Genomic DNA, 24,527 nt, shown 5'->3' on the forward strand with positions numbered 1-24,527 from the left:
CTCCATTCATGCCCGGTTCATCCCCGCACGGCCGACGTCGTAACGCTTGACCCGGCGGCCGTTCTGCGTGTCCCCTAGGGTGGGCTGGCGGCTCGCTGGGGAGCGAACCGCCGATTAGGGCGGCTGGGGGAGAGGGCCGTGAACGAGGCCACGCGCGCTGCGCAGCAGGCGTTGCATCCGGCGACCGTGCGTCTGCCGGCGACGTTCAGTTATCCCCTCGGTGGCATCCTTGGCCGGACTGCAATCGGGCTCGCGCTGCTAGCGGCAGGCGGTGCCATGGTCTGGCACTCCGGCATTCTGTGGATCGTCGGTGGCGCACTCCTGGTCGTGCTGGGCGGTGTGGCAACAAGCAGCAATCTCAGCGCCTTGCTCGATCCTGAACGGCGCAAGATCGTGCTCGACGAAGAGGGCATCGAGATCCGCTACGGATTGTCGCGGCGCTACTATCGGTTCCTGGATTATTCCGACTATCGCATCACGCGCCTCGGCCTGCGCCGTTTCCTGGCCGCGCTGCCGATGGATGTCGAGCGATCGCTGGGCAAGCAGGCCGAGCGCGTGCGCGTGACGATGCACGACCAGCCGGCCTTCCTGACGCCGATGCCCCTGTTGGGCAAAGGCGCGCCGGCGACCTTACTCGAATGGCAGGCGACGTTGAACGAGCTACGCCGCGCTGCGATCGCCGCGGCGGGCCTGACCGAGGAGCTGGATCGCGCAAACGAGGAAGAGACTGCGGAGGAGGCGCGCCGCGCCGCAGTCTGGCGCGCACGCGAGCAGGCCGGCGCCAAGGCGTCGCGGCTGTCGCGCCGTCGCTATGTGCGCGGCCGTTTCATCCTGGCTCTCGTGTTCGTGCTGCTGCTGCTTGGCCCGGTCGGCTTCGCGACGGCGGTGAAGCAGGGACGCATCGCTGTTTGCGGCTCGGCCGGCGGCGCGGGTTGCCTCAGTATCGATCCGATGCTTCAGCAGATGGCGATGATCGGCGGGCCGCTTCTGGCGGTGCTCGTCTTCGCCCTCGGCAATGCGCGGCTGACGGTTCGGCGCGCGCATGATCTCGATTTAGACTTGCCGTACTGGAAGGCGGCGCTCGATCTGCTCTCGCGCAACAGCGCGCTGCGGCACCGCCTGGGTCGCGAGGTGGGAACAGCCGGCACCAATCGCTTTGGACCGATGCCACCGGAGTGAGTCGCTCCGGAAATTCAATTCGCTCAAAGGCTTCTCGAATACCCGAAATGGCGCGGGCGTTTGATCGCCGCTATGCTGAGCATCGAAAATACGGTTGGTCAGACGCGAGGTGGCCCGAATGCGTAACATGGCTTTGTCCGCCGATGCTTCGTTTCACGAGCCAGCACTACGCTGGACGAAGAGCGAGCTGCCGATCTCGCTGCCCTGGCGCAGCGTGCTGTGGCGCGCCATTGTGCCCGCCCTGTGGGTGTGGGGCTGGTCGGCCTGGCTCTGGGTGATGACCAACGACAATCCGGGGCGCAGTCTCATCGCTGAGGCCTGGCTCTTCATGGGCATGCCGCTGATCTTCGGCCTTTCCCTGCTGTGGTGGGTCCACCAGTGGCTGCATCGGCGCCAGGCGGGCACGCTGGTCATCAATGATGACTACCTGGAATGGCAGTCGGAGATGGGCTCGAACGTTGATCTGCTGTCCGACTGCGGCCCATTCGCAGTGACCGGAAAGCGCAAGTTCGAGGCGCGGATCGAGTGGGACACGGCAAGCTCCTGGGATGGCGGCGGTCACGAGTGGCCACAATGGACCAGGAAATGGCTCAAGCCCGACCGCACGCTCTATGCGCGCGACCTGGGGCTTGATCGCGGCGCTCTCGAAAGTCTATGCAAGCTGCTGAACCAGCTGCGCGAGGAGGCCCGGGCCCAAGCCTAATGGCAAGCCTAGCGGCCCTCGCGATCGGGAGGCCGCATGCTGTTCATGATCATTGAGCGTTTCCACGACAAGAACCCGAAGCCGCTCTACAAGCGCTTCCAGGAAAAGGGCCGCATGATGCCCGACGGGCTGAAATATGTCGGCTCCTGGATCGAATCCAACTTCGACCGCTGCTTCCAGCTGATGGAATGCGACGACGCGCGCGCCATCCAGGAATGGGTGCTAGCCTGGGGCGACCTCGCCGATTTCGAGATCGTGCCGGTGGTGGCCTCGAAGGAGACGGCGGAGCTGGTGAATCGGTATCTATGATCCAAAGAAATTGGGAGCGCTGAGACGAGACCAACAACGTTGCCCGTTTGACCGTTTCGTTCCTGCGGCCAATTTATACAGCAATGATCCAGCGGCTTATCGGCCAGCTTTATCCGTCCACTAAGCTTGCGCGATCGAAGGCGCAGACTGGTCTGAGCGGCCAGCCGATCTTCGGATCAGGAAAATGCCGCGATGCCGCGTTACCCCAGCCGTCGAAGAACCGCGCGCCCCTTCAAGGTGAGGGCCGGTCCGCCGAGCTTTTCCTCTACCAACCCTAGGCCCAAGAACAGCTCGTGAGCACAGTTCGCCGCTCGCGTGCCAAGAAGTCTTTCATAACCCCGAAGCTGCTCAACCTCGGCTGGGGTCATGTGCATGCCATCTGCCATCGAGCTGAAAGCTTTGAGTGCATCGGTCATAAAATCCTCCCCCGAGTCGTCGTGGAATTGTAGTCCATCAGCACCCGCAGGGCACTTGGTCTAAGGAAGAATGTTGCAGGCGCGAGGCGGTGCGCCCGCCAGACGGGCGCGAGAGCATGGCACGCCGGCTTGCGTGGAAGTCGGCCAGCGCGATGACAGTTGGACTATGCTTCCCCCGCGCTCCGGCGAGGCTGGCCTTGCCAGCACCCACGCCGCCCGGCATAGCTAAGCGCATGGTCCGCCGCTTCTACAAACTTCCCTCACTGAACGCACTGGGCGCCTTCGAGGCCGCTGCTAGGCATTCGAGCTTGAGCTTCGCGGCCGCCGAGCTCAACGTCACGCCGAGTGCGGTCAGCAAGCATGTGACGTTCCTGGAGCAGGAGCTGGGCGTGCCGCTGTTCGTGCGCGGGCATCGCACCATGCGGCTGACGCCGGAAGGCGAGCAGCTCTATCGCTCGCTGTCCGAAAGCTTCGCCGGCATGGCGGCGGCGTTCGAGGCGATCAAGACCAGCCGCACGGCGCGCACCGTCACCGTCGGCTGCACCACGGCCTTCGCGCAGCTCTGGCTGATGCCAAGGCTCGGCGAATTCTGGCGCGCGCACCAGGACATCGTGATCGATCAGGTGGTGTCGGACCGTAGCCAGGACCTGCGTCGCTCGGAGGTCGACCTGCGCATCCGCTATGGCGATGGCAAGTGGCCGGAGGAGACCGCCATCAAGCTGTTCGATGACGTGGTGGTGGCGGTCGCGAGTCCGGACTTCGCGCGCAAGCACAAGATCAAGGAGCCGGCCGAGCTCACCAGCCAGCCGCTGCTCGAGGTGATCAGCCAGGAGCGCGGCTGGACGGAGTGGGAGGAGTGGTTCGATGCGATCGGCGTGGCGGCACGGCGGCTCAAGACGCGGCGCATCAACAACTACATCATCGCCTGGCAGGCGGCACAGGACGGGCAGGGCGTCGCGCTCGGCTGGATGAGCCTGGTTGCGCCGCTGCTCGAAGCACGCAAACTGGTGACGCTGACCAAGGCCGCGTTTGTCCCGCCTGAAGCGACGTACGTGAGCTGGAGCGCGCACCGCCCGCTGAGCGCGGAAGCAACGACCTTGCGCGACTGGCTGATGGCCGAGGCGGCGAAGATACAGAGCAAGTCGGGGGAGCACGCGTGACCGAGATCGATAGACCGCCGTTCGCGGCGCAATGGCCGCTGCCGGGCGCGCCGGCGACCTTGACCTGGAGCAACTGGGATTGGCCGCCGCAGAATCGCTGGGCGTTCCAGCACGTGGGCGCGTTTCTGCGCACGGCGCGGATCGCGCGCGGCCACGGGCCGGCGTGGCATTTCGGATCGGCGCCGCGCGATCTCACCGCCGTCACTTTCACCGACATCGACGGTGCGACGCGCACGGTCGGCGACATGCTCACCGCGACCTACACGGACGGATTCCTGGTGGCGCATGACGGGAAGCTGGTCGCCGAAATCTACATGAACGGCATGGAGCGCGCGACACTCCATCTCTCGCAATCGATGGTGAAGTCCTTCACCAGCGCGCTGGTCGGTATCCTCGTCGGGGCGGGCGAGCTTGCGGTCGATCGCCTAGTATCCGACTACGTGCCAGAGCTGGCAAACTGCGGCTATCGCGGCGCGACCGTGTCGCAGGTGCTGGACATGCGGTCCGGCGTCAAGTTCGACGAGGACTATCTCGCACCCAACAGCGAGGTGGCGATGCTTGACCGCGCCAGCGGATGGAAGCCGCGCCGCGACGCTGCCGACACGGTGTCGATCAAAGGTCTGATCCTCGCGCTACAGCAGGAGCGGCCGCATGGCGGTGCATTCCTGTACCGCTCGATCGAGACCGAAGTGCTGGGCTGGATCATCTCGAAGATCACGGGCCAGGACTTTGCCACCTTCCTGTCCAACGCGCTGTGGCAGCCGATGGGGGCGGAGGCGGACGCCACCATCACCATCGATCACGAAGGCACCGGCCTGGCTGATGGCGGGTTCAATGCAAGCCTGCGCGACTATGCGCGCTTCGGGCAGCTGTTCCTGGATAGCGGCGCACGCGGCACGAAACAGGTGGTGCCGGAGGCGTGGGTGCTGGCTTGCCGCACCGGCGATGTCGACGCTTTCCGGCCGAACTACGCGGAGCGCTATGCCGTGTTCCCGAACGCCGCGTACAGCAAGCAGTGGTGGGTTTTCGATACCGTCACCGGCCTGCATCAGGCACGTGGCATCTATGGCCAGCTGATCCACGTCGAACCGGCTCGCCGACTGGTGGTGGTGAAGCTGTCGTCCTGGCTCGATCCCATCAACGATGCGCTGAGCGCCACCACATTCCGCGCCATCGATGCAATCGGGCGAGAGTTGGTGGGATAGATCGAACTGACCATCGTTCCCACTCCGCTGTCACCCCGGCCTCCGAGCCGGGGTCCGTCGTGTAGCCGCTCGTGCGGCGAAGAAGTGGATGCCGGCTCGCGCTTCGCTTGGCCGGGATGGCAGAAGAGAGAGACTGCTACTTACGCTGCGTCCTTCAGAAACTCTTCCAGCAGCGCGTTGAACTGCTTCGGCTGCTCCAGGTTGGGCAGGTGCGCAGTGCCCGGCATGAGCGCGCTCTTTGCGCCCTTGATGCGTTTGCCCAGGAGCACGCAGCGTTTCTGCAGGTGCGGGAAGTCGAGGTCGCCCCAGATGAGGAGCGTGGGCGCGCCGATCTCCTTCAGGCGCTTGAAGGAGTCGGTGGCGGGCGTGTCCTTGCCGGGCGACGGGTTCTTCAGGACGATGATGTTCATGCGCAGGAACAGATCGCGCGCCGAGCCCTGCACGCGGCCGTCGACGGCGCGCGGCCCGTCGAGCCACATGTGCGCTTCGATCTGGTTGACCAGCTCGAAATGCTGCTGGTCCTGGGCCTGCTCCGCCTGCTGCAGCAGGTCGTCGATGTCGGGCGGGAGGTCCTCCAGCTTCGGCTGTGGCGCGCCGCCGATCGCGGGCGCGACCAGCACCAGCTTCGTCACGCGCTTGGGGTAGGCGAGCGCGAAATCGACAGCGAAGCGGCCGCCTTGCGAGCAGCCGACCAGGCACGCGCGCTCGATGCCGAGCCCGTCCAGGACGGCGCGCAGATCTTGCGTGTGGGAGAACGTCTCCGCTTCGTAGCGTGACTCGCCGAAGCCGCGGCGATCGTACGTCACCACGCGATAGCGGTCCGTGAACGCCGCCATCTGATCGCGCCACATGCGCTTGTCGGCGACGCCGGCATGCAGGAACACGATCGCGGGCCCCGTGCCGTCTTCCACGCCGGTTAACTGGGCCTTGCCGCTCCGGATTGAAAAGCTGCGCATCAGCCGACCTGCTTCTTGAGGGAGAGATAGACGCTGTCGCTCCATTCGCCGCCAATGTGCCAGGTGCGCTGGGCGCGGCCGGTCTCGCGGAAGCCGAGACGCGCCAGCAGCATGAGGCACCGTTCGTTGCGCGGGTCCGCCTCGGCACGGATCTCCTCCAGCCCACGCTCGTGGAACGCGCGGTCGACCACCGCCTGCAGCGCTTCGCGCGCAAAGCCCTTGCCCCAGACGGCGGGAGAGAACAGGAAGCCGATCTCGTTGTGGCGCCAGAGTCCCGCCTTGCCGATCAGCAGTCCTTCATGCTCGACGAAGAAATCGTCGCATTCTCCGGCGTTGATCCCATCGATGGTCTTGGCGACCCAGGCTTCCGTCTCGGCAGTCGTGGTGTGAGGCAGGGTGGACCAGTAACGCATGGCCAAGGGATCGCGCAGGATCGCGTGCATGGCAGCGACATCGTCGGAGCGGGGCCGGCGCAGGACCAGCCGGGGGGTGCGTAGGATCGTGTTCATGTCCTTCATCTAGCACAAAATTTCACTCTGTCGCGCGAGTCGCCCTTGGCGCGGTGACCGCGCGCGGCTAAGCTGTATACAGCTCTGTGAGCTGAGACGGGAGGAAAGTGAAGATGGCAAGAAATGCTTTGCGCCGCTGGATGGCGACACTGGGCGTGCTGGCCGGCCTTGGCATGGCCGCACAGATGACCGGGGCCGACGCGGCCGACAAGGTCAGGGTGGGCTATTCGCCGGAGCCCTATGCGCCGTTCTGGATCCAGGATACAGCCGGCAACTGGGGCGGGTTCGAGGTCGAGCTGATCGACGCCTTGTTCAAGCAGATGGGCAAGGAATACGAGCTGGTGCCGATCGCCTGGGACGGCCTCATTCCGGCCCTGCAGGAAGGCAAGATCGATGCGATCATGAATTCCATGTCGGCGACCGAGGAGCGCAAGCAGGTCGTCGACTTCAGCGACAAGTACTACGAGACGACCGTATCCTTCTACGCCCGCAAGGACGAGCCCTTCGAGTATTCGGAGGCGGGGCTGAAGGGCAAGGTGATCGCGGTGCAGACCGCGACCTCGCAACTGGACTGGCTGCAGAAGAAGTGGGGCAATGTCGTGGAGATCAAGCTCTATGATACCCAGGACAATGCTGATGCCGATCTGGCGGCGGGACGGGTTGATTACGGCCTCGCTGATACCGTCTACACGGCGGAAGGATTCCTGAAGTCCGATGCGGGCAAGAACTACGAATTGAAGGGCGAGCCGATCAGCGATCCCTTGATCGGCGGCGATGTCGGCGCCGCGATGCGCAAGGGCGATCCGCTGCTTGCCGAGGTGAACGCCGCCATCAAGGCGCTGCGCGAGAACGGCACCTACAAGAAGATCAACGACAAATACTTCGGCTTCGACGTCTACGGCAGCTGAAGACGCTCGCGTGGCATCGCCAGCGGGGGCCGGCTTCCGCGCCGGCCCTCGTCGCTGTCTGATCTTTTAGAGGTAGGCGGAGTGGCGCTGACTCAGGAGCGCGGAGCGGCGCTCTTCCTCAACTTTCGCCTTCGGCTGCGCCTTCACCAGGGAAGCCGCTTCGAGGGCGATGCGGCCGATATCCGTGCGGCTCATGCCCATGTCGGCAAGCTCGCGCTCGGTGTACGTCTCGAGTTCGGCGCGAACCCGCTGGTAGGTCGCCCAACGGCGAGCCAGCAACGCGATCTGTTCCAGAAGCTTCATCATGTTCACATCCTTCAATCTCTTTGTTGGCCCTCGGCTCCCAGAACTGTTGAGAAGGATATGGGAGGTTCGTGCTGCACCGCAAAACCGATTTTTGCGGAGCAGCTAAGAAAATTTCGCATGCCGTGATAAGCGTTTGATTAACGATCGTAATTTATATCCCATTGCGCGTGTTGCGCTGCGAAACAAATGTGCAATATGACAGCACTCTGATGGATTCTTGTGCAGTCCGATTGTCTTGGCATTCTAGGGCCCCATCGAGAGCCGGTTGGTCCATGCTCGGGGCACCATCGTCGGCGACGGATCCATCGAGCGGGCTATCTCGGGCGCGCAAAATGGGATGACCAAGGCTGTGGCTTTCGTCGGCGCGCACCGCGAGTGACCGCAAAGCTTGCTTTCGACTCCTCCGAAGACCGCGTTCAGATCATGCGCCATAAGCGCATCATGGCGGCCGCTATGCCCGCATGCTCGCGGCAGGTCGCGAGCAGGTAACCGAGGCTGTATCACCAGACAATCGAAGGACATCGACACGTCGAGAACGGTGGAAATGATCGCGCTCTCTGGGCCCTATGGTGCCAGTTGACATCCGACTTCCGCCATCGCATCCCTTCGCGCGACGAAAAACAGGATCCTGAAAGCAAGGGAATTCTCATGCGTAAGTTTGGTACGTTGCTGAAGCAGCTGGGTGTCGACACAAGGCCGCTCAGCGTTGGCGACATCGTGGTGCATTCGCCGATCGACGGGATGGAGATCGCGCGGCTCAAGTCGGATACCAAGAGCGCGGTCGCGAAAAAGATCGGCCGCGCGGACGAGGCCTTTCGTGCCTGGCGGCAGGTGCCGGCCGCCCGGCGCGGGGAGCTCATCCGCCTGTTCGGCGAGGAACTGCGGGCGCACAAGGAGCAGCTCGGCCGCCTGGTTTCGATCGAAGCTGGCAAGATCCTCCAGGAAGGACTGGGCGAAGTGCAGGAGATGATCGACATCTGCGACTTCGCCGTCGGATTGTCGCGCCAGCTCTACGGCCTCACCATCGCGTCGGAGCGGCCCGGCCATCGCATGATGGAAACGTGGCATCCGTTGGGCGTGGTCGGCGTCGTCAGCGCGTTCAATTTCCCGGTCGCGGTGTGGTCGTGGAACTTCGCGCTCGCCATCGTCTGCGGCGACAGCGTGGTGTGGAAGCCGTCGGACAAGACGCCGCTGACCGGGCTCGCCTGCGCTGAGATCTTCGCCAAGGCGATGAAGCGGTTCGGTGATGCCCCGAAGGGCCTGCTCGAAGTTGTGTTCGGCGGCAAGGACGTTGGCGAGGCGCTGGTCGATGATCGGCGCGTCGCTCTGGTCAGCGCCACCGGCTCGACCCGCATGGGCCGTGAAGTCGGCCCGCGCGTGCTGCAGCGGTTCGGCCGCGTGCTGCTGGAGCTCGGCGGCAACAACGGCATGATCGTGTGCCCGAGCGCCGATCTCGAGCTCGCCGTGCGCGCCATCACCTTCAGCGCGGTCGGGACCGCCGGCCAGCGCTGCACTTCTTTGCGGCGCCTGATCGTGCATGAGAAGATCTATGATCATCTGGTGCCGCGCCTGAAGAAGATCTATGGCAGCGTTGCGATCGGCGATCCGCTCGACGCCAAGACCCTCGTTGGGCCCCTGATTGACGAAGGCGCCTTTAAGCGCATGCAGGACGCGCTGGCGCGCGCCAAAAAGGACGGCGGCAAGGTGACCGGGGGCGAGCGCGTGAAGGTGCGTGGCTGTGCCGGCGGCTTCTATGTGAAACCGGCCATCGTGGAGCTGCCCGCGCAAACCGACATCATGAAGGAGGAGACTTTCGCGCCCATTCTCTATGTCGTGAAGTACAAGGACTTTGCCAAGGCGATCGAGACCCACAACGACGTGCCGCAGGGCCTGTCCTCCTGCATCTTCACCCGCGACATGCGCGAGGCCGAGCAATTCACGTCGGCGCTCGGCAGCGATTGCGGCATCGCCAACGTCAATATCGGCCCATCGGGCGCGGAGATCGGCGGCGCGTTCGGCGGCGAGAAGGAGACCGGCGGCGGCCGTGAATCCGGCTCGGATGCCTGGAAGGCCTACATGCGCCGCGCCACCAACACCATCAACTACTCCGACCACCTGCCGCTGGCGCAGGGCATCAAGTTCGACGTGGGTTAGTGGCCGCGGCATCCCGCGCTTTCTGCGCGGGAAACGTCTGATCCTTTGCGCTGTTGTACTATCGCCCTCCGCGGAGCGACTTCCGCTCCGTGGAGGACAGATTTCACGGCGACAGGAGAGCACGATGGCGCTGGATCTTTGGCAAGAGCGACAGAGGTGGCGAAACGAGGAGCGCCGGCGCATGGAGGAGGAAGAGCGCCGGCGTGTGGAACAAGCCTATAGGCGCGGGTGGCGCGACGAGAGCGAGCCATACAAGACGCGCCCCGAGCTGGATTACCAGCGCTTCGGTCTGATGGGACCCGGCGGACTATGGTTCCTGCCAGGCCCCTATCCCGAGGAGGAACGGTATCAGCGCGGCTATGGCGGGTACCAGCAGCCCGGCGAGCCCCGCTACGGCGGCGGATATGGCGGGGAACGCGGATGGTGGGAGCGCGCCAAGGACGAAGTGAAATCCTGGGTCGGCGACGATGATGCAGAGCGGCGCCGATACATGGACGAAGCGCGCAGCCACTGTGGCCGCGGCCCGAAGGGCTACACGCGCTCTGACGAGCGCATTCGCGAGGATGTCTGTGATTGCCTGACGGAGGATTGGGTCGTCGATGCTTCCGACATCGAGGTGACGGTAACCGGCGGCGAGATCACTCTGAATGGCACGGTGGACAGCCGCCACGCCAAGCGCCGTGCAGAAGACCGCGCGGACAGCATCTCCGGTGTCCGCCACGTCCAGAATAATCTGCGTGTGCGGCAAGCGCCCGAAAGTCCCGGCAGGTGAGGGCTAGATGGGCCGCTCGTCCTTCAGCCACTCGATGTGGCCGAGCACCATGATCATGTTCACGGTCTCGCCGTCCTGGGACAGCGGCAGGAACAGCACGTCCTCGCGCTGCGTGCGCGTGCGCAGCGTCTGGTAGGTGCCGCGATAGAGGAGCGGCTGCCGCGTGCGTACAATCTGATCCAGATAGCCGGTCGTGACGTCAGTAGACTCGCCGTAATAGGCTTCGCTGACCGCCTTGCCGGTTGGGTCGAAGCCGCGGATCTCCACCTCGTGCGTGCCGACCAGGCGATAGACATAGCGCCGCGGGTCGGGCACGACGTCGATCAGGATCAACAGCGGCAGAACCGCCTTGAGATCGATCGGATCGATGTCGCTGCGTGCGGGCATCGGTCGATTTCCACGCCGCGCTAACCAATACTCGTAGAGCCTCTGCAGTGAGGAATGACAGCCCGCGAGCTGATCCGGTGACCAGGCTGGGAATCTTTCGACGGTGTCCGGCAAGGGTACTGGTCGATCGACCGGCGCGTACATGGCAAATACAGGGCTCGTTCTCGTTGGTGCCGCACTGTGCCTCCACTCCCTTAAAAAAGGGCGAAGATGGCGACACGGAGCTTTATCGTATCACATAGACCGCTTGATTGATGTACTGAGCGCGCAGGCGATCTTCGCACCCAGCTGCGCGTTGTTGAGCGCGAGCGCGACATTTGCGCGCTGGCTCTCGCCCTCCGTCAGATCGCGGATGTGCGCGAGTAGGAACGGCGTCACGTCCTTGCCGGCGATGCCGCGGGCACGCGCCTCCCGCAGGGCCGTGGCGATATGTCCCTCGATCTTGCCGGCTGGAATCTCCTCCGCGCTCGGGATCGGATTGGCGATTAGCGCGCCGCCCTCGTTGGAAAGGCGCCAGTGTGCGGCGAGGATGACTGCAATGTCCTCCGGGCTGTCGGCGCGTACCGGAATGCACAGCCCCGACGTGCGGGAGTAGAAGGCGGGAAACTCGTCGCATCGATAGCCGATGACAGGCACGCTCAAGGTCTCCAGCATCTCCAGTGTCCGCGGAAGATCGAGGATCGCCTTCGCGCCGGCAGAGATCACGGCGACCGGGCTTTGCGCCAGTTCCGTCAGATCCGCGGAGACATCGCCGGAGAGTTCCGCACCGCGATGCACGCCGCCGATCCCTCCGGTCGCGAACACGCGTATGCCGGCCATCGCGGCGATGCGCATGGTGGCGGCAACGGTCGTCGCGCCATCGCGCCGCTGCGCGATCAGCACCGGCAGGTCGCGCACCGATGCCTTCGCCATGTCCGGCGATTGTGCAAGCTGCTCCAGCGCTGCGTCATCCAGCCCGACCTTCAGCCGGCCGCCCAGCACCGCGATGGTGGCCGGGACCGCGCCCTCGGTGCGGATCATGCGCTCGAGCGCTCGCGCGGTGACGAGATTGCCGGGATAGGGCATGCCGTGGGCGATGATGGTGGATTCCAGCGCGACGACCGCGCCGCCCTGCGCCAGCGCCTCTGCGATCTCCGGCGCGATATCGAGGTCCGGATGTCTCATGCGGCTTGATCCTTCCTGTTCGTTCGGCGCGCGCGACGCTTGAGCATGGTCTGCAGAGCGGATGGCGAGAACGCCGGGCTCACGGTCTCCGCTACGCTCACGGTCAAGGCCGCCGCGGCTTGGCCCCAGCGCGCGGCCTCAACCAACGTTTGCTGGTTTAAGAGTGCATGGATCGCGCCGGCCAACGCGGCATCGCCGCCGCCGGTCACGTCGGCGACCGTGGCTGGAAACGGAGCGACGCGGGCAGCCACATCGATGCTGGACGCGTAGGTACCGCGATCGCTGAGCCCGATCAGGACGTGCGTCACGTTCACCTGGTGCAGAACGCGCGCGGCGCGGTTCAGATCCGCGTCGGACCGGACTTTCCCGCCAGCCAGAATGGCCGCCTCGTCCCGATTAAGCGCCAGCAGGTGGATCGGCAGGCGGGCTTTCAGCAGCGGCCGCAGCCGCTCCGCCTTGCGCGTGGAGACGGTATCGATCGCCAAGGGCACCTTGGCACCGGCGCATAGTTCCGCCAGGCGGAGCAGTGCGGCCTGTTCCAAGTTGCAGTCCGCGACAACCATCCGCGCTTGCGTGAGAGCGGCGCCACGAGCGCTGATACGCTGTGGCGTAAGCTCCTCCATCAGCTCCATGGCGGAGATCGCCGCGGTCAAGTCACCGTCCCGGTCGAGCAGCGCGACATACGTGCCCGTCGGCTTGGCGCTCATCAAGGTCATGGACACATCAAGTCCGGCGGCGCGCGCCTCGCGCAGGATTCGCTCGCCAAACTCATCCTGCCCGACCACGGAGAACAGCGCCGTGGGGACGCCGAGCCGTGCCAGGTTGCGTGCGATGTTGCAGGCAACACCGCCGACGGTTGCCGTCATGTGACCGGGATTGGATGTGCGCAGCACCATCGGCGCCTTGGCCCGGCACTTGAAATCCATGTTCGCGCCGCCGATGACCACGACCTGGCCAGCCGGCTTCAGCACATAGCCGCGGCCGATGATCTCCCCCTGCTGGCGGAGATTGCTCAAGTGCACCGTCACGGCAGCCGCGCTGGTCTTCAGCCGCCGCGCAATCGCCGCCGCAGACAAGGTCGGGTCGCCCCGCAGAAGAGCAAGGATCTGGCGCTCGCGCTCGGTCACTTTATGATTCCAAGGTAATCCTTGGCATTCTAAAGGGGCCCCCGCCACGAATGCTACACTCTTTCCCGTCATTGCCGGGCCGACGCGTAGCGGCGCGACCCGGCAATCCAAATCCGGTCAAAGCGACGGATACAAAAATGGGATCACCGGGTCTCGCAGCTTCGCTGCGGCCCAGTGATGACGGTTTATAGGGAGCGGACGAGCCTGCTCAGCTCTTGTTGCCGAAGAACGCGCTGTAGCGGCCGGCTTCGACCGGCTGCTGCGCCGGCTCTTCCGGCTGCGGCTCCGGGTTCAGCGGCTCCAGGGTCGCCGGCTTGCCGGCGGCCTTGCGGGCCTTGAGGATCGCGGCGTTGAGGTCGGTCTGGGTGCACAAGCCGAGCAGCACCGGATCGCGCGGACGGAGGTTCGCCGTATTCCAGTGGGTGCGGTCGCGCACCTGAGCGATGGTCTGCTTGGTGGTGCCGATCAGCTTGGAGATCTGCGCGTCGCTCAGCTCCGGATGATGACGTACCAGCCAAGCCACCGCATCGGGCTTGTCCTGGCGCTTGGAAACCGGCGTGTAGCGCGGGCCCTTGGTGCGGATCTGGGGCAGGGGGATGGTGACTTTCGCCTGCTGAAGCCGAGCCTCCGGGTTGCCCTCGCAGCGCTTGATCTCTTCAGACGTCAATTGGCCGTTGCTGGTCGGGTCTGTGCCGATGATGCCGACCGCGACCTCGCCGTCGGCGATGCCCTGGACCTCGAGCGGGTGCAGCCCGCAAAAGGCGGCGATCTGCTCGAAGCTCAGCGTGGTGTTCTCCACCAACCACACCGCGGTTGCCTTGGGCATAAGAACTTGCGCCATAACATCTACCTCCTCGGCCAGCCGCGGGGCGATCCGCGGACAGGCGGCCAAGACGATGCTTGACCGATTTTTGGTGAAGCATGCCCCTCTGATGCCGATCGGGCAACGTCGCGGGGCAGCGAAACGTGGCGCTCCGATAGCATCTTTGGCAGCACCATGCCAAGGATATATGCACGCTGGGGGAGGGGTTAAACCCCGGAATCCGCTAAAGTGTGAGCACGATCTTGCCGACGTGGGCGCTGCTCTCCATCAGCCGGTGCGCCTCCGCCGCCTGGTCGAGCGGAAAGGTGGCATGGATCTGCGGCAGGACCTCCCCAGCCGCGATCAGCGGCCAGACCTTCTCTTCCAGCGCCCGGGCGATGGCGCCCTTCGCCGCGACCGATTGCGGGCGGAGCGTCGAGCCGGTGATGGTCTGGCGCTTCATCATCATGCCGGCGAAATTGACCTCGGCCTTGGCGCCCTTCAGGAAGGCGATCTGCACCAGCCTGCCTTCCACCGCTAGGCACTTGAGATTGCGGGCGATGTAGTCTCCGCCAACCATATCGAGGATGACGTCGACGCCCTTGCCGCCGGTCTCCCGCTCGATCACCTGGACGAAGTCCTCGGTTTTATAGTCGACCGCCACGATAGCGCCTAATTCCTTGCATTTAGAGCATTTATCCGCCGAGCCGGCGGTCGCAAAAACGCGCGATCCGGACCGGCTGGCGAGCTGGATGGCGGTGGTCCCGATGCCGCTCGACCCGCCATGGACCAGGAAGCTCTCGCCGGCCTTCAGCCGGCCGCGGTCGAACACGTTGGTCCAGACGGTGAAAAAGGTCTCGGGCAGGGCTGCTGCCTCGACCATGTCCAGCTTGCCCGGGATGGGCAAGCACTGCGGGCTGGGGGCGGGACAATACTCGGCGTAGCCGCCGCCGGCGACCAGCGCCGCGACCGTGTCGCCCACCTTCCAGCGCGGGGTGTCCGGACCCAGCGCGACAATCTCGCCCGCCACCTCAAGCCCCGGCAGGTCGCTGGCGCCTGGGGGCGGGGCATAGCCGCCTTGGCGCTGCAGCACGTCCGGGCGGTTAACCCCGGCGGCGGCCACCCGGATCAGTACCTCGCCCTTGGCAGGCTGGGGCACGGGACGCCTGGCCGGGACCAGGACCTCTGGTCCGCCTGGCTGCTGGATCTCGATGGCGCGCATTTCGGTTGGAATTTTCATGGAATGCCCCTGGGCAATGAGCTGTTGCGATCTGAATGGGAAATAGCTAGCGGATTTGCTGCTGCAATGGAATTGACCCCAACCGGCCAGTAAACTGGCCGTCATGTTGTTGTCAGGGCAGGAGGTGATCATGGATCTCGAGGAACTCGAGCCGCGCAAGCAGAAGCCGCAACCGCGCAACCTGGATGTGCTGTCCATCGAGGAACTCAATGCCTACATCGAAGAAATGCGGGCGGAGATAAAGCGGGTCGAAGAGAAGATCGCGGCCAAGAAGGCGCACATCAATGCCGCTGCCGGTCTGTTCAAATCGGCATCGTAGAAAGGATCCCATGCTCAAAGGAAAGAGTGCGATCGTTACCGGTTCGACCAGCGGAATCGGCAAGGGCATTGCGGAGGCTCTCGCGGGCTCCGGCGTCAATGTCATGCTAAACGGCTTTGGCGATGCGGCGGAGATCGAGCGTCAACGTGCGGCGCTTGCGAGCGCGACCAGGGTCGAAGTGGCCTATCATCCCGCCGACATGTCGAAGCCGGCGGACATCCGCGACATGATCGCGAGCGCCGAGAAGACGTTTGGCGGGGTCGACATCCTGGTCAATAACGCCGGCATCCAGCATGTCGCCCCGATCGAGCAGTTCCCGGACGACAAGTGGGACGCGATCATCGCGATCAATCTTTCGTCGGCCTTCCACGCGATCAAGGCGGCCTTGCCGGGCATGCGTGCGCGGAAATGGGGCCGCATCATCAATATCGCGTCGGCCCACGGGCTCGTCGCGTCTGCCGAGAAGTCGGCCTACGTCTCGGCCAAACACGGGATCATGGGGCTCACCAAGACAGTAGGACTGGAAACCGCAGGCAGCGGCATCACGTGCGTTGCGATCTGCCCGGGCTGGGTGCTCACACCTCTCGTGCAAAAGCAGATCGATGCCAAGGCAGCTGCCGAAGATCTCTCGCCGGAAGCGGCCAAAATGGCATTGGTCGGAGAAAAGCAGCCATCAAAGGAATTCACCACGCCGGAGCAGATTGGACAGACAGTCCTATTTCTGTGCAGTCCTGCAGCAGATCAGATCACTGGCTCAGCGATTTCGCTCGATGGCGGATGGGTGTCTCAATAGGCCCGAAAATGCGGGAGAAACTACCGTTTCTGGTTAACGGTTTGTTCATGCCTCCTGCGTAACATGGCAAGCAGGAAGGTGGGCTTCCCACCTCTCCTCCTGGATCTTCGATCCAGTTTCATGCCTCCCTGTCTAACTTGCACCGCCGGTCTCCCGGCGGTGTTTTTTCGTGCGCGCGAAAGGCCTGCGCTGGATGACAATCAAGTGAACTTGTCAACGAGATTGTTCGCTTGACGACACACAGGGGCATTTCTAGGCTGCACCCCGCTGAAGAACCTAGGCGCCAAACGCCAGGGGCAAGTTAGACAGGCAGAGGCTTGAAAACGAGAGGGCCGCCACCGCAAACGGTGCAGCGGCCCTCCGCTTTTTCAGCCTTTTTCTCTCCGCACAAAAGAAGGCTGGCCGAGCTTTCGGTCGGCCAGCTGCAAAGGCGCAGATCGGATGAAGTCTGCGCGACCAGTTGGCGTTTCGCTAGGCCGCCTGGTTCTCGATCGCTTGCGGCTTGCTCGCGCCCGCGTTGATCTTGATCTGCCGCGGCTTCATCGCTTCAGGCACTTCGCGCACGAGATCGACGTGCAACAGCCCGTTGACCAGCGATGCGCCACTGACGCGGATGTGGTCGGCGAGCGTGAAGCGACGCTCGAACGCGCGACCGGCGATGCCGCGATAGAGGTACGACTGATTGTCGTCTTCCTTGGCAAGCTTGCCGGCAATCACAAGCTGGTTGTCCTTGGTCGTGATGGTGAGATCGCTCTCGCCAAAGCCGGCAACCGCCATCGTGATGCGATAGGTCTCGTCGCCGGTCCGCTCGATGTTGTACGGCGGATAGGAGAGCGCGCCGTCGTCGATTTGGGTCGCCGCATCCATCAGGCGCGACAGACGGTCAAAACCGACGGTGGAGCGGAAGAGGGGAGAAAGGTCAAAGCTACGCATGGCATGTCCTCCAATGAGCAACATGGGTTTCAATCCTCAAGTCGCCGACAATCGGCCGACTCGTTTCCGCCGAAGCCGCAGGGCCTTCGACGTGACTACGATGTAGGGGCGGAATTCGCGATTTCAAGCAGAGGCATGGGAGGGTTGACCACCCCGCTAAGGCCCTCTAAGTCTTTTGTTAACGGCTTTCCTCGTATTCCAGCCTGGCGGGTCTGGAGTGGCCAAAGCCGCTACCTCTCCCTCTGCGCGCCAAGTAAAAGCGGGTCGGGATCGCGTAATGACGGCCACCGTAGAGTTCTTCGACCGCACGATGATGGAAGCGATGGCGTTGCTGGCTGAAACCCGCCGCTATCTCATCGACCGGTCGGAAACAGAGCGCAAAGGCATGCCGGTCGAGCAGGGCCTGGCGGCGAGCATGGAATCCATGCGGCTGGTTGCGCGCTTGACGCAGGTGCTGGCGTGGCTGCTGACCCATCGCGCAGTGCATGCCGGCGAAATGAACCTGGTCGAAGCAACGCGTCCCGACCGCCGTCTTGGCGGACGCGAGCTCTGCCTCAGTACCCAAGGTGATGATGATCCGGCGATGCCGGACGAGCTGCGCTCCCTGCTCGCGCGCTCGCTATCGCTCTATCGGCGCATTGCGCGCCTCGATGAGCAGGCCGCGCAGCGCGCTGCGGAACAACTGCGGCAGAACGAGCTCACCTATCCCGGCAAGGGTGCGTGATCTCCAAATGAAAAGACCGCCCGATCGGGCGGTCTCGTTCCGCAGCAGTCCCGAACTCGGGCTTACTTCTTCTTCATCGACATGCCCTGGAAGCGCTTGTTGAACTTGGCGAGCTGGCCGCCGCTGTCCATCAGGCGATGCACGCCGGTCCAGGCCGGATGCGATTTCGGGTCGATGTCGAGATGCATCGTGTCACCCGGCTTGCCAAAGGTCGAGCGGGTGGTGAACGTGCTGCCGTCGGTCATCACGACGTTGATCTCGTGATAGTCCGGATGAATCTTCGGCTTCATGACTAACTCCTTGAAAGTCGGCCGGGGTTATAACGAAGCCGCCCCCCGGTGGCAAGGGCGTGGCAAGGGGACGCAGCGAACGCCTCATCGCCTTGTTTTCGCGGCCGGAATTGGTTAATCCCAGGCGGCGCCACGGTCCCCGGCGCCCCAGAATAGGCACTCCGACATGAATGAGGCCGAGTTTGAGCGCCAGGCCGCCGATGCCCTCGATTCCTTGTTCGAGCAGATCGAGGACCAGCTCGGCGACTGGCTGGACATTGAGATGACCGGCGGCATCCTGCAGATCGAGCTGCCCGACGGGGGCGCCTATGTCATCAACAAGCACGGGCCCAACCGCGAGATCTGGCTGTCCTCGCCCAAGAGCGGCGCCTGGCATTTCGCCGCCGGCGAAGACGGGGCCTGGCGTTCCACGCGCGGCACGGAGGAACTGGCGGCACTCCTGGCGGGCGAGCTGTCCGCGGCATCCGGCCGGTCCGTGCAGCTGGACCTGTAAGGTGGCACCACGTTCTCCCAGTGATCGGGCCTCCAGCGAACGGGAGGCCTCGCGCAACTACCGGATGCTGTTCCGCCTAGCGCGTTTCGCGATGCCTTATCGCTGGCAGATCGCGGGCGCGACCTTCGCGCTGCTGATCGCCGCCGGCACCACACTCGCGCTCGGCGCCGGCCTGCGCCTGCTGATCGATCAGGGCTTCGGCACGAGCGGCGATACCTCGCTGCTCGACCGCGCGGTACTCATCCTGTTCGGCGTCTCCGTGCTGCTCGCCTGCAGCACCTTCGCGCGCTTCTATCTGGTCTCGTGGGTCGGAGAGCGCGTGGTGGCGGACATCCGCAAGGCGGTGTTCGACCACATCATCGGGCTCAGCCCCGGTTTCTTCGAGATCACGCGCACGGGCGAGGTGGTTTCGCGGCTCACGACCGACACGACCCTGCTGCAGATGGTGGTCGGATCCTCCGTGTCGATCGCGCTGCGCAATACGCTGCTGATCCTCGGCGGCGCGATCATGCTGTTCATCACCAGCCTGAAGCTGACCTTGCTGGTGCTCGCCGTCGTGCCGCTGGTGGTGGCGCCGATCGTCATCTTCGGCCGCAAGGTGCGGCGCCTGTCGCGCATCAGCCAGGACAAGATCGCGGACGTGAGCGCGGAAGCGAGCGAAGCGCTCTACGGCATTCGCACGGTCCAGGCCTTCGCCCATGAGCCGCATGACCGAGCGCGCTTCGCCGAACGCACCGAGGAAGCTTTCACGAGTGCTTTGCTGCGCATCCGGTGGCGCGCGATCCTCACCGGCATCGTCATCCTGCTGGTGTTCGGATCGGTCAGTGTCGTCCTATGGATGGGCGGCGCAGACGTGGTGCAAGGGCGCCTCAGCGCGGGGCAACTCTCCGCGTTCGTGTTCTACGCGGTTCTGGTCGCCGGCGCCCTGGGCGCGGTGAGCGAGGTGATCGGCGATCTGCAGCGTGCAGCCGGCGCGATGGAACGGATCGGCGAACTGCTGACGACCATGCCCATGGTCGTCGCGCCGGCAAATCCGAAACCGCTGCCGCAGCCGAGCCGGGGCGCGGTCGCGTTCGAGCATGTGACCTTCCGCTATCCCTCGCGCCCGACCATGGCGGCGCTCGACGACTTCACGCTGTCGATCAGGCCGGGCGAGCGGGTGGCGATCGTGGGGCCCTCGGGCGCAGGCAAGACCACGGTCATGCAGCTGCTGCTGCGCTTCTACGATCCGGACGCAGGCACCATCCGGTTCGATGGTATGGACATCCGCGATCTGGATCCGGCCGTGCTGCGCAGCGCCATCGGTGCGGTGCCGCAAGATCCAACCATCTTCGGCGCCAGCGCCCGCGACAACATCCGCTATGCCCGGCCCGATGCCAGCGACGCCGACGTGCGGGCGGCCGCCGAGGCTGCGCACGCGCTCGATTTCCTCGAGCGGTTGCCCCAGGGCCTGGACACGTTTCTGGGCGAACGCGGCGTGCGCCTCTCGGGCGGGCAGCGCCAGCGCATCGCGATCGCGCGCGCCATCCTGCGCAACCCGGCCCTGTTGCTGCTGGATGAGGCGACCAGCGCCCTCGACGCGGAATCGGAAAGAATTGTTCAGGCGGCACTCGACGAGGTCATGAGGGACCGCACTACCCTCGTGATCGCCCATCGTCTGGCCACCGTGCTGAAGGCCGATCGGATTGTGGTCATGGATAAGGGCCGCATCGAAGCCATTGGCAGCCATGCGGAATTGATCAGGCAAGGAGGACTGTACGCCTATCTCGCAGCCCTCCAGTTCGATCAACCTCGCGTCGAATTTGGTTAAAATTTTAGTAAAAACGCAAACGATATCAATCGGATAGCATCCGTTTGCAGATGCTTCGTTCAGCTGTCGTTCATGTAGGAAGGGCTATTAGTTTTGTCCTATCCATTCACGAAGTGGGCAGCTGAACGTGATGCTTTTGAGCGACGCCTTGCAGAGGTTCTGCTTCGAATGCCGCTCTTCGCTGCAGCGATTGCGCCGCGAGGAGGACGGGGCGACAGCCCTCATGACGGCCCTGGCCATGATCGTCCTGGTCGGGTTCGTCGGTCTGGGGACGGAAGTTGGCCTATGGTACGCCGAACGGCGGGCCATGCAGACCGCGGCAGATGCGGCCGCCATGGGAGGCGCCTTCGAGATTTACAAGAGTGGCAAGGAAGCGCCCGATGAAGAGATCGCGAGCGCGGCCAAGGAAGATTCGAAGCGGAACGGCTTCGAAGACACGGTGAATAATGTCGCCGTGCTGGTCGCCCGTCCGCCGACGGCGGGCAAGTACACCAGCAGGGACACTGCCGTCGAAGCGGTCGTGACCAAGCAGCGCAAGAGCCTGCTGGGGTCATTCTTCATAGGCGACAGCGTCAATATCAAGGTGCGTAGCGTCGCGACGGTGCAGATCGTCAGACCCTACTGCCTCTTGGCGTTGGCGCCGGAAGGGCAGAGCGCGCTTTTCTTCGGCGGCACGTCGAATGTGCTGTTGAAGAATTGCGGCATCAACGTCAATTCAAACCACAAGGATAGCGCGCTGACGGCGACGGGCGCGTCCGTCGTGGGTGCTACCTTCGCCGATATCGTCGGCGGCCTCAACACCAACGGCGCCGCGCAACTCGACATCGAGGACATCACAGAGGGCGCCGATGCGGTGGATGATCCGTACGCGCATCTGGACATCCCCGACTACGACACCGTATGCGATTACAGCAACGTCAAAGTCAAACCGAACAAGACCGAAACCCTGACGCCGGGGACCTATTGCGGCGGCATTGAGGTGCAAAGTAACGGCACGGCCAATTTCGCTGCAGGTAACTATGTCATCATCGGCGGCCTTCTGGTTCAGGGCACTGCCACTTTTGGGGCAGGCAACTATATCATCGTTGGCGACGATTTCGACGTTCGTGCGGGCGCAGTCGTCACGACCGATACGGTGAACGGTGTCACGTTTTTCCTCACCGGAAATGGCAATGACTATGCGACGGTGAACATCAACGGCGGCGCGACCGTCAGCGTGAGCGCGGCAACCTCCGGCACCTATCAAGGAATTGCGTTCTTCCAGGACCGTAATGCCCCCAACGGTGGCTCGGGCAACAACTTCAATGGTGGCTCGAAGCTGAACATCACCGGCGCGCTCTATTTTCCGAACCAGCTCGTGACCTACAACGGCGGGAACACCACGAACGGCAGCTGCACGCGTGTCGTCGCCTTCAATATCAGTATCACGGGTGAGGCCGGTCTGAACACGGAATGCGGCCATGGCTTCGGCACGACGCAAATTTACGCGCCGGCACTCGCGGAGTAGATTTCATGCGCAAGCTAACGTTCGCTTTTGAACGCCTCTGCAAACGCTTTTTGGTCAATGAGGACGGGCTCGTCGCCATCGAGTTCGGCCTGGTAGCCAGCCTTCTGACGTTGATGCTGATCGGTGCGACAGATCTCGGCCTTGCAGCCCGCCATCGCAGCCAGATGGAAAGCGCGGTGCGCGCCGGCATCCAGGCCGCGCTGAAGGGCGGCAGCGAGGAGGCGGTGAAGGCGGCCATCGATGCATCCACCGACTTGCCGTCCGACCCGCCCGCCACCGTTTCGGCGAGCAAGGTTTGCTACGATAAAGATGGCGCCGAGCTGAGCGATTGCGATTCAGGCGGCGTGGCGGACATCTACATGGAAATTTCGCTGGAGCAGGATCACAAATGGCTGCTGGGCCTGCCGGGCTTCTCCAATCCCAGCAAGCTCAAGCTCAACAATTCCATCAAGATCCTTTCCGTGGCAGCCTCGTGATGCGCGCGCTCATTCATCGCATCGGCCGCCTTGCACGCGATCAGCGCGGCACAGCTGCCATCGAGTTCGGCGTCGTCGCGCCGGTGTTCTTCGCCATGTTGCTCGGTATCATCGACGTCGGCCGCTATATGTGGACACTCAACACCATCCAGTATGCGATCGATGACGGTGTCCGTTACGGCGTGGTCCAGCAAAAATCGGATTCTGAGGTCACCGATTGGGTCAAGAAATCGATGGCCGGCCTCAAGACCAGTACGATCAACGTCGATGTGGATTCTTCGGACCCGACGCTGCTTTCGGTCTCAGCCGACACCACCTACACGTTCCTGTTTCCGATCTCTGCATTCATGGAGACCACGACCATCGACCTGAGTACCCAAATGCCGAAATAACGGCCAAGGTGATTTCCCCCGCCGAGGTTTAACCAAGCCTCGCGCCGATCCTCTCCCGAACGCACATCGTCGTGTGGCGAACGGTGCGCCCGTTCATCTGCCATTCATGTTTTCTTAAGACCCTCAGCGCAGAAATGAGGGCGCTAAGTACCTGCGAGCAAAAATAAAACTAAAATTTTAGTCATCCAGACCACGCGAACGTGTGGCTCCGGGTGGTCGGCATCGATGGTTGGGGAAACAAGGCCATGTGGATGTGCCGTACCGAAGGACAGGAGTCGCAGCAGCGACGGCTGCGGAAGCGGGGCACGATCGTGCGCCGCTTGCTCGGAGACGAACGCGGGACGACGGCGATCGAGTTCGCGGTCGTCGGCCCGGTCGTGGTCTACCTCATGATCGGCATCATCGAGTTCGCGGTGGCCATGGCGGCTGCCAATTCGCTGGAGGCCGCGACCAACCTGTCGTCGCGCCTCGGCAAGACTGGGTACGTCGACGAGGAGAACCTGCTCACCCAAGAGCAGACCATTCTTGCGGAAGTCGAGCGGCGTGTCGGCCCCCTGATCAACATGGACAAGCTCGAGATCTCGCACGAGGTCTACAACGACTTCCAGAGCCTTACCATCCCGGATTTGTTCGAGGACGCGAACGGTGATGGCGATACCGATGATCCTGGTGAATGGACCGACGTCGACGGCGACGGTTTCCGAGACGGCAGCAACGGCATCGGCGGCGCCGGCCACATCGTCGTCTACAGGGTCACATACCCCTGGAAGGTGATGACGCCCATGATAGGCCAAATCATCGGAGCCCGCAGCATCGGGGGCGACGATGGCATCATCAATTTGTCGGCGTACTCCGTCGTCAAGAACGAGCCCTATTGAGAGACGCAGTCATGCTGAATCGCATCCGCAAGCTTTGGCACGACGACAGCGGTTTGGGGGCGATCGAGTTCGGGGTGCTGGCGCCGTTCCTGTTGGCTCTCCTGATCGGCTCTCTGGAGGTCTGCTTCAAGATCTGGTCGACGCAGAAGGCGGAAAAGCTCGCCGTGACGCTGTCCGACGTGATCGCCCAGTCGAAGTCGGTGACCGGAGACGATCTGGAGAAGCTGATCGGCGCATCGGACAAGATTATGGAGCCCTTCCCGTTCGGCGCGAATGGCAAGGTCATCATCAGCTCGGTGTATCGCGAGGTGGGGGACGAGGACCCGAAGGTAAAATGGCAGTGCATATTCCCGCCGACGGGCGGTTACAGCGCGACCAGCAACTTCGGCGTCAAGGGTGAAGAGCCGAATCTGCCTGCCGACTTCGAGATGAAAGAGAAGGACAACATCATCATTACAGAAGTCTTCTACGAGTACGAGCCGTTCGCTCCAGGCGTGATGTTCGACAAGAGCGAGATCTACCGGCTCGCCATGTTCGCGCCGCGCCTGGGCGATCTCACAACCGATCCGTGCGAATAAGACTAAAGTCCATGTCAGTCTATCCAGCTCCATAGGC

At 63.6% G+C, this 24,527-nt stretch carries 29 protein-coding genes; 18 read left to right on the plus strand and 11 right to left on the minus strand.

All coding sequences use genetic code 11. From position 1 onward, the window contains the following. Positions 1-138: 138 nt before the first annotated feature. The 3 genes from DTX69_RS13720 to DTX69_RS13730 all read left to right on the plus strand — a co-directional run bounded on the left by DTX69_RS13720 (position 139) and on the right by DTX69_RS13730 (position 2,191). Positions 139-1,179, plus strand: a complete 1,041-nt coding sequence (locus DTX69_RS13720) for a hypothetical protein (protein WP_119302116.1) — start codon at positions 139-141, stop codon at positions 1,177-1,179. A gap of 118 nt (positions 1,180-1,297) precedes the next feature. Beyond that, on the plus strand, positions 1,298-1,882 hold the full coding sequence (locus DTX69_RS13725; RefSeq protein ID WP_119302117.1) for a hypothetical protein: 585 nt from the start codon (positions 1,298-1,300) through the stop codon (positions 1,880-1,882). Between the two features lie 36 nt (positions 1,883-1,918). After that, positions 1,919-2,191: a DUF3303 domain-containing protein gene (locus tag DTX69_RS13730; RefSeq protein WP_119302118.1), complete on the plus strand. Its 273-nt coding sequence runs from the start codon at positions 1,919-1,921 to the stop codon at positions 2,189-2,191. A gap of 200 nt (positions 2,192-2,391) precedes the next feature. Here the strand turns inward: DTX69_RS13730 and DTX69_RS13735 are convergent, their stop codons facing one another. After that, entirely contained in the window at positions 2,392-2,607 is a 216-nt protein-coding gene (locus tag DTX69_RS13735) for a hypothetical protein (protein ID WP_119302119.1), read from the minus strand. A gap of 197 nt (positions 2,608-2,804) precedes the next feature. Here DTX69_RS13735 and DTX69_RS13740 point away from each other — a divergent pair, with 197 nt between their 5' ends. After that, positions 2,805-3,767 carry a LysR substrate-binding domain-containing protein gene (locus tag DTX69_RS13740; protein WP_162917151.1) on the plus strand — a complete coding sequence of 321 codons (963 nt, stop codon included), beginning with the start codon at positions 2,805-2,807 and terminating at the stop codon, positions 3,765-3,767. Continuing rightward, complete coding sequence (locus tag DTX69_RS13745; RefSeq protein WP_119302121.1) at positions 3,764-4,972, plus strand: serine hydrolase domain-containing protein; 1,209 nt, start codon at positions 3,764-3,766, stop codon at positions 4,970-4,972. The genes DTX69_RS13740 and DTX69_RS13745 overlap by 4 nt, the downstream gene beginning before the upstream one ends. 140 nt (positions 4,973-5,112) lie before the next feature. Here the strand turns inward: DTX69_RS13745 and DTX69_RS13750 are convergent, their stop codons facing one another. Both DTX69_RS13750 and DTX69_RS13755 read right to left on the minus strand, forming a co-directional pair. Next, entirely contained in the window at positions 5,113-5,928 is an 816-nt protein-coding gene (locus DTX69_RS13750) for an alpha/beta fold hydrolase (RefSeq protein ID WP_162917152.1), read from the minus strand. After that, on the minus strand, positions 5,928-6,437 hold the full coding sequence (locus tag DTX69_RS13755; protein WP_119302336.1) for a GNAT family N-acetyltransferase: 510 nt from the start codon (positions 6,435-6,437) through the stop codon (positions 5,928-5,930). The genes DTX69_RS13750 and DTX69_RS13755 overlap by 1 nt, the downstream gene beginning before the upstream one ends. 113 nt (positions 6,438-6,550) lie before the next feature. On the opposite strand from DTX69_RS13755, the gene DTX69_RS13760 reads away from it, so the two are divergent. Beyond that, on the plus strand, positions 6,551-7,345 hold the full coding sequence (locus DTX69_RS13760; RefSeq protein WP_284735760.1) for a transporter substrate-binding domain-containing protein: 795 nt from the start codon (positions 6,551-6,553) through the stop codon (positions 7,343-7,345). A 66-nt stretch (positions 7,346-7,411) separates the two neighbouring features. Here the strand turns inward: DTX69_RS13760 and DTX69_RS13765 are convergent, their stop codons facing one another. After that, positions 7,412-7,651 carry a DUF1127 domain-containing protein gene (locus DTX69_RS13765; protein ID WP_119302124.1) on the minus strand — a complete coding sequence of 80 codons (240 nt, stop codon included), beginning with the start codon at positions 7,649-7,651 and terminating at the stop codon, positions 7,412-7,414. Between the two features lie 648 nt (positions 7,652-8,299). On the opposite strand from DTX69_RS13765, the gene amaB reads away from it, so the two are divergent. Together amaB and DTX69_RS13775 are read left to right on the plus strand one after the other, a co-directional pair. Next, positions 8,300-9,805 (plus strand): L-piperidine-6-carboxylate dehydrogenase, encoded by a 1,506-nt coding sequence (gene amaB, locus DTX69_RS13770; RefSeq protein WP_119302337.1) that lies wholly within the window; start codon positions 8,300-8,302, stop codon positions 9,803-9,805. Between the two features lie 124 nt (positions 9,806-9,929). Beyond that, complete coding sequence (locus tag DTX69_RS13775) at positions 9,930-10,577, plus strand: BON domain-containing protein (RefSeq protein WP_119302125.1); 648 nt, start codon at positions 9,930-9,932, stop codon at positions 10,575-10,577. 3 nt (positions 10,578-10,580) lie between these two features. Here DTX69_RS13775 and DTX69_RS13780 read toward each other — a convergent pair whose 3' ends face one another. The 5 genes from DTX69_RS13780 to DTX69_RS13800 all read right to left on the minus strand — a co-directional run bounded on the left by DTX69_RS13780 (position 10,581) and on the right by DTX69_RS13800 (position 15,297). Continuing rightward, positions 10,581-11,108, minus strand: coding sequence for a PAS domain-containing protein (locus tag DTX69_RS13780; RefSeq protein ID WP_119302126.1), 528 nt, complete (start codon positions 11,106-11,108; stop codon positions 10,581-10,583). A 90-nt stretch (positions 11,109-11,198) separates the two neighbouring features. Further along, the gene (locus DTX69_RS13785) at positions 11,199-12,128 is read right to left on the minus strand and encodes a pseudouridine-5'-phosphate glycosidase (protein WP_119302127.1); all 930 of its coding nucleotides are present in this window, start codon (positions 12,126-12,128) and stop codon (positions 11,199-11,201) included. Continuing rightward, a complete protein-coding gene (locus DTX69_RS13790; protein ID WP_162917154.1) occupies positions 12,125-13,255 on the minus strand; it encodes a PfkB family carbohydrate kinase in 1,131 nt (376 codons plus the stop codon). Before DTX69_RS13790 ends, DTX69_RS13785 begins: the two co-directional genes overlap by 4 nt. Positions 13,256-13,463: 208 nt before the next feature. Continuing rightward, positions 13,464-14,096 (minus strand): DUF1013 domain-containing protein, encoded by a 633-nt coding sequence (locus tag DTX69_RS13795; RefSeq protein ID WP_119302338.1) that lies wholly within the window; start codon positions 14,094-14,096, stop codon positions 13,464-13,466. Between the two features lie 205 nt (positions 14,097-14,301). Beyond that, entirely contained in the window at positions 14,302-15,297 is a 996-nt protein-coding gene (locus DTX69_RS13800; RefSeq protein WP_284735761.1) for an NAD(P)H-quinone oxidoreductase, read from the minus strand. 130 nt (positions 15,298-15,427) lie between these two features. Between DTX69_RS13800 and DTX69_RS13805 the strand changes: the two genes are divergently transcribed. Both DTX69_RS13805 and DTX69_RS13810 read left to right on the plus strand, forming a co-directional pair. Next, positions 15,428-15,616, plus strand: a complete 189-nt coding sequence (locus DTX69_RS13805) for a DUF1192 domain-containing protein (protein ID WP_119302339.1) — start codon at positions 15,428-15,430, stop codon at positions 15,614-15,616. Between the two features lie 10 nt (positions 15,617-15,626). Then, positions 15,627-16,409: a 3-hydroxybutyrate dehydrogenase gene (locus DTX69_RS13810; RefSeq protein WP_119302130.1), complete on the plus strand. Its 783-nt coding sequence runs from the start codon at positions 15,627-15,629 to the stop codon at positions 16,407-16,409. 471 nt (positions 16,410-16,880) lie between these two features. On the opposite strand, the gene DTX69_RS13815 is transcribed toward DTX69_RS13810, so the two are convergent. Further along, positions 16,881-17,342, minus strand: a complete 462-nt coding sequence (locus tag DTX69_RS13815; RefSeq protein ID WP_119302340.1) for an Hsp20 family protein — start codon at positions 17,340-17,342, stop codon at positions 16,881-16,883. Positions 17,343-17,619: 277 nt separating this feature from the next. Here DTX69_RS13815 and DTX69_RS13820 point away from each other — a divergent pair, with 277 nt between their 5' ends. After that, positions 17,620-18,066 (plus strand): DUF1465 family protein, encoded by a 447-nt coding sequence (locus DTX69_RS13820; protein ID WP_119302131.1) that lies wholly within the window; start codon positions 17,620-17,622, stop codon positions 18,064-18,066. A gap of 62 nt (positions 18,067-18,128) precedes the next feature. On the opposite strand, the gene rpmE is transcribed toward DTX69_RS13820, so the two are convergent. Beyond that, positions 18,129-18,356, minus strand: a complete 228-nt coding sequence (gene rpmE / locus DTX69_RS13825) for a 50S ribosomal protein L31 (protein WP_119302132.1) — start codon at positions 18,354-18,356, stop codon at positions 18,129-18,131. Positions 18,357-18,522: 166 nt separating this feature from the next. Between rpmE and cyaY the strand changes: the two genes are divergently transcribed. The 7 genes from cyaY to DTX69_RS13860 all read left to right on the plus strand — a co-directional run bounded on the left by cyaY (position 18,523) and on the right by DTX69_RS13860 (position 24,490). Next, positions 18,523-18,849, plus strand: a complete 327-nt coding sequence (cyaY, locus tag DTX69_RS13830; RefSeq protein ID WP_119302133.1) for an iron donor protein CyaY — start codon at positions 18,523-18,525, stop codon at positions 18,847-18,849. 64 nt (positions 18,850-18,913) lie between these two features. Next, a complete protein-coding gene (locus DTX69_RS13835) occupies positions 18,914-20,659 on the plus strand; it encodes an ABC transporter transmembrane domain-containing protein (protein WP_119302134.1) in 1,746 nt (581 codons plus the stop codon). 130 nt (positions 20,660-20,789) lie between these two features. Then, entirely contained in the window at positions 20,790-22,166 is a 1,377-nt protein-coding gene (locus tag DTX69_RS13840) for a pilus assembly protein TadG-related protein (RefSeq protein WP_119302135.1), read from the plus strand. A 5-nt stretch (positions 22,167-22,171) separates the two neighbouring features. Beyond that, positions 22,172-22,642, plus strand: a complete 471-nt coding sequence (locus DTX69_RS13845; protein WP_162917156.1) for a TadE/TadG family type IV pilus assembly protein — start codon at positions 22,172-22,174, stop codon at positions 22,640-22,642. Continuing rightward, positions 22,642-23,034: a TadE/TadG family type IV pilus assembly protein gene (locus DTX69_RS13850; protein WP_162917157.1), complete on the plus strand. Its 393-nt coding sequence runs from the start codon at positions 22,642-22,644 to the stop codon at positions 23,032-23,034. Before DTX69_RS13845 ends, DTX69_RS13850 begins: the two co-directional genes overlap by 1 nt. Before the next feature lie 245 nt (positions 23,035-23,279). Next, positions 23,280-23,912, plus strand: coding sequence for a TadE/TadG family type IV pilus assembly protein (locus DTX69_RS13855; protein ID WP_162917158.1), 633 nt, complete (start codon positions 23,280-23,282; stop codon positions 23,910-23,912). 11 nt (positions 23,913-23,923) lie between these two features. Continuing rightward, positions 23,924-24,490 (plus strand): TadE/TadG family type IV pilus assembly protein, encoded by a 567-nt coding sequence (locus DTX69_RS13860; RefSeq protein ID WP_119302139.1) that lies wholly within the window; start codon positions 23,924-23,926, stop codon positions 24,488-24,490. Positions 24,491-24,527 lie beyond the last annotated feature (37 nt).

Source organism: Dongia deserti (genome assembly GCF_003574735.1).
In the GTDB taxonomy this organism is placed as follows: Bacteria; Pseudomonadota; Alphaproteobacteria; order Dongiales; family Dongiaceae; genus Dongia_A; species Dongia_A deserti.

Bases quoted from the DNA above. Each gene is read 5' to 3' on its own strand.
- cyaY (WP_119302133.1), top strand. From the start codon at position 18,523: ATGAATGAGGCCGAGTTTGAGCGCCAGGCCGCCGATGCCCTCGATTCC.
- DTX69_RS13835 (WP_119302134.1), top strand. From the start codon at position 18,914: ATGCTGTTCCGCCTAGCGCGTTTCGCGATGCCTTATCGCTGGCAGATC.
- DTX69_RS13845 (WP_162917156.1), top strand. From the start codon at position 22,172: ATGCGCAAGCTAACGTTCGCTTTTGAACGCCTCTGCAAACGCTTTTTG.
- DTX69_RS13840 (WP_119302135.1), top strand. From the start codon at position 20,790: ATGCTTTTGAGCGACGCCTTGCAGAGGTTCTGCTTCGAATGCCGCTCT.
- DTX69_RS13750 (WP_162917152.1), bottom strand. From the start codon at position 5,928: ATGCGCAGCTTTTCAATCCGGAGCGGCAAGGCCCAGTTAACCGGCGTG.
- DTX69_RS13810 (WP_119302130.1), top strand. From the start codon at position 15,627: ATGCTCAAAGGAAAGAGTGCGATCGTTACCGGTTCGACCAGCGGAATC.
- DTX69_RS13795 (WP_119302338.1), bottom strand. From the start codon at position 14,096: ATGGCGCAAGTTCTTATGCCCAAGGCAACCGCGGTGTGGTTGGTGGAG.
- DTX69_RS13755 (WP_119302336.1), bottom strand. From the start codon at position 6,437: ATGAACACGATCCTACGCACCCCCCGGCTGGTCCTGCGCCGGCCCCGC.
- rpmE (WP_119302132.1), bottom strand. From the start codon at position 18,356: ATGAAGCCGAAGATTCATCCGGACTATCACGAGATCAACGTCGTGATG.
- amaB (WP_119302337.1), top strand. From the start codon at position 8,300: ATGCGTAAGTTTGGTACGTTGCTGAAGCAGCTGGGTGTCGACACAAGG.
- DTX69_RS13850 (WP_162917157.1), top strand. From the start codon at position 22,642: ATGCGCGCGCTCATTCATCGCATCGGCCGCCTTGCACGCGATCAGCGC.
- DTX69_RS13820 (WP_119302131.1), top strand. From the start codon at position 17,620: ATGACGGCCACCGTAGAGTTCTTCGACCGCACGATGATGGAAGCGATG.
- DTX69_RS13805 (WP_119302339.1), top strand. From the start codon at position 15,428: ATGGATCTCGAGGAACTCGAGCCGCGCAAGCAGAAGCCGCAACCGCGC.
- DTX69_RS13730 (WP_119302118.1), top strand. From the start codon at position 1,919: ATGCTGTTCATGATCATTGAGCGTTTCCACGACAAGAACCCGAAGCCG.
- DTX69_RS13785 (WP_119302127.1), bottom strand. From the start codon at position 12,128: ATGAGACATCCGGACCTCGATATCGCGCCGGAGATCGCAGAGGCGCTG.
- DTX69_RS13725 (WP_119302117.1), top strand. From the start codon at position 1,298: ATGCGTAACATGGCTTTGTCCGCCGATGCTTCGTTTCACGAGCCAGCA.
- DTX69_RS13800 (WP_284735761.1), bottom strand. From the start codon at position 15,297: ATGAAAATTCCAACCGAAATGCGCGCCATCGAGATCCAGCAGCCAGGC.
- DTX69_RS13760 (WP_284735760.1), top strand. From the start codon at position 6,551: ATGGCAAGAAATGCTTTGCGCCGCTGGATGGCGACACTGGGCGTGCTG.
- DTX69_RS13780 (WP_119302126.1), bottom strand. From the start codon at position 11,108: ATGTACGCGCCGGTCGATCGACCAGTACCCTTGCCGGACACCGTCGAA.
- DTX69_RS13735 (WP_119302119.1), bottom strand. From the start codon at position 2,607: ATGACCGATGCACTCAAAGCTTTCAGCTCGATGGCAGATGGCATGCAC.
- DTX69_RS13775 (WP_119302125.1), top strand. From the start codon at position 9,930: ATGGCGCTGGATCTTTGGCAAGAGCGACAGAGGTGGCGAAACGAGGAG.
- DTX69_RS13860 (WP_119302139.1), top strand. From the start codon at position 23,924: ATGCTGAATCGCATCCGCAAGCTTTGGCACGACGACAGCGGTTTGGGG.
- DTX69_RS13815 (WP_119302340.1), bottom strand. From the start codon at position 17,342: ATGCGTAGCTTTGACCTTTCTCCCCTCTTCCGCTCCACCGTCGGTTTT.
- DTX69_RS13765 (WP_119302124.1), bottom strand. From the start codon at position 7,651: ATGATGAAGCTTCTGGAACAGATCGCGTTGCTGGCTCGCCGTTGGGCG.
- DTX69_RS13855 (WP_162917158.1), top strand. From the start codon at position 23,280: ATGTGGATGTGCCGTACCGAAGGACAGGAGTCGCAGCAGCGACGGCTG.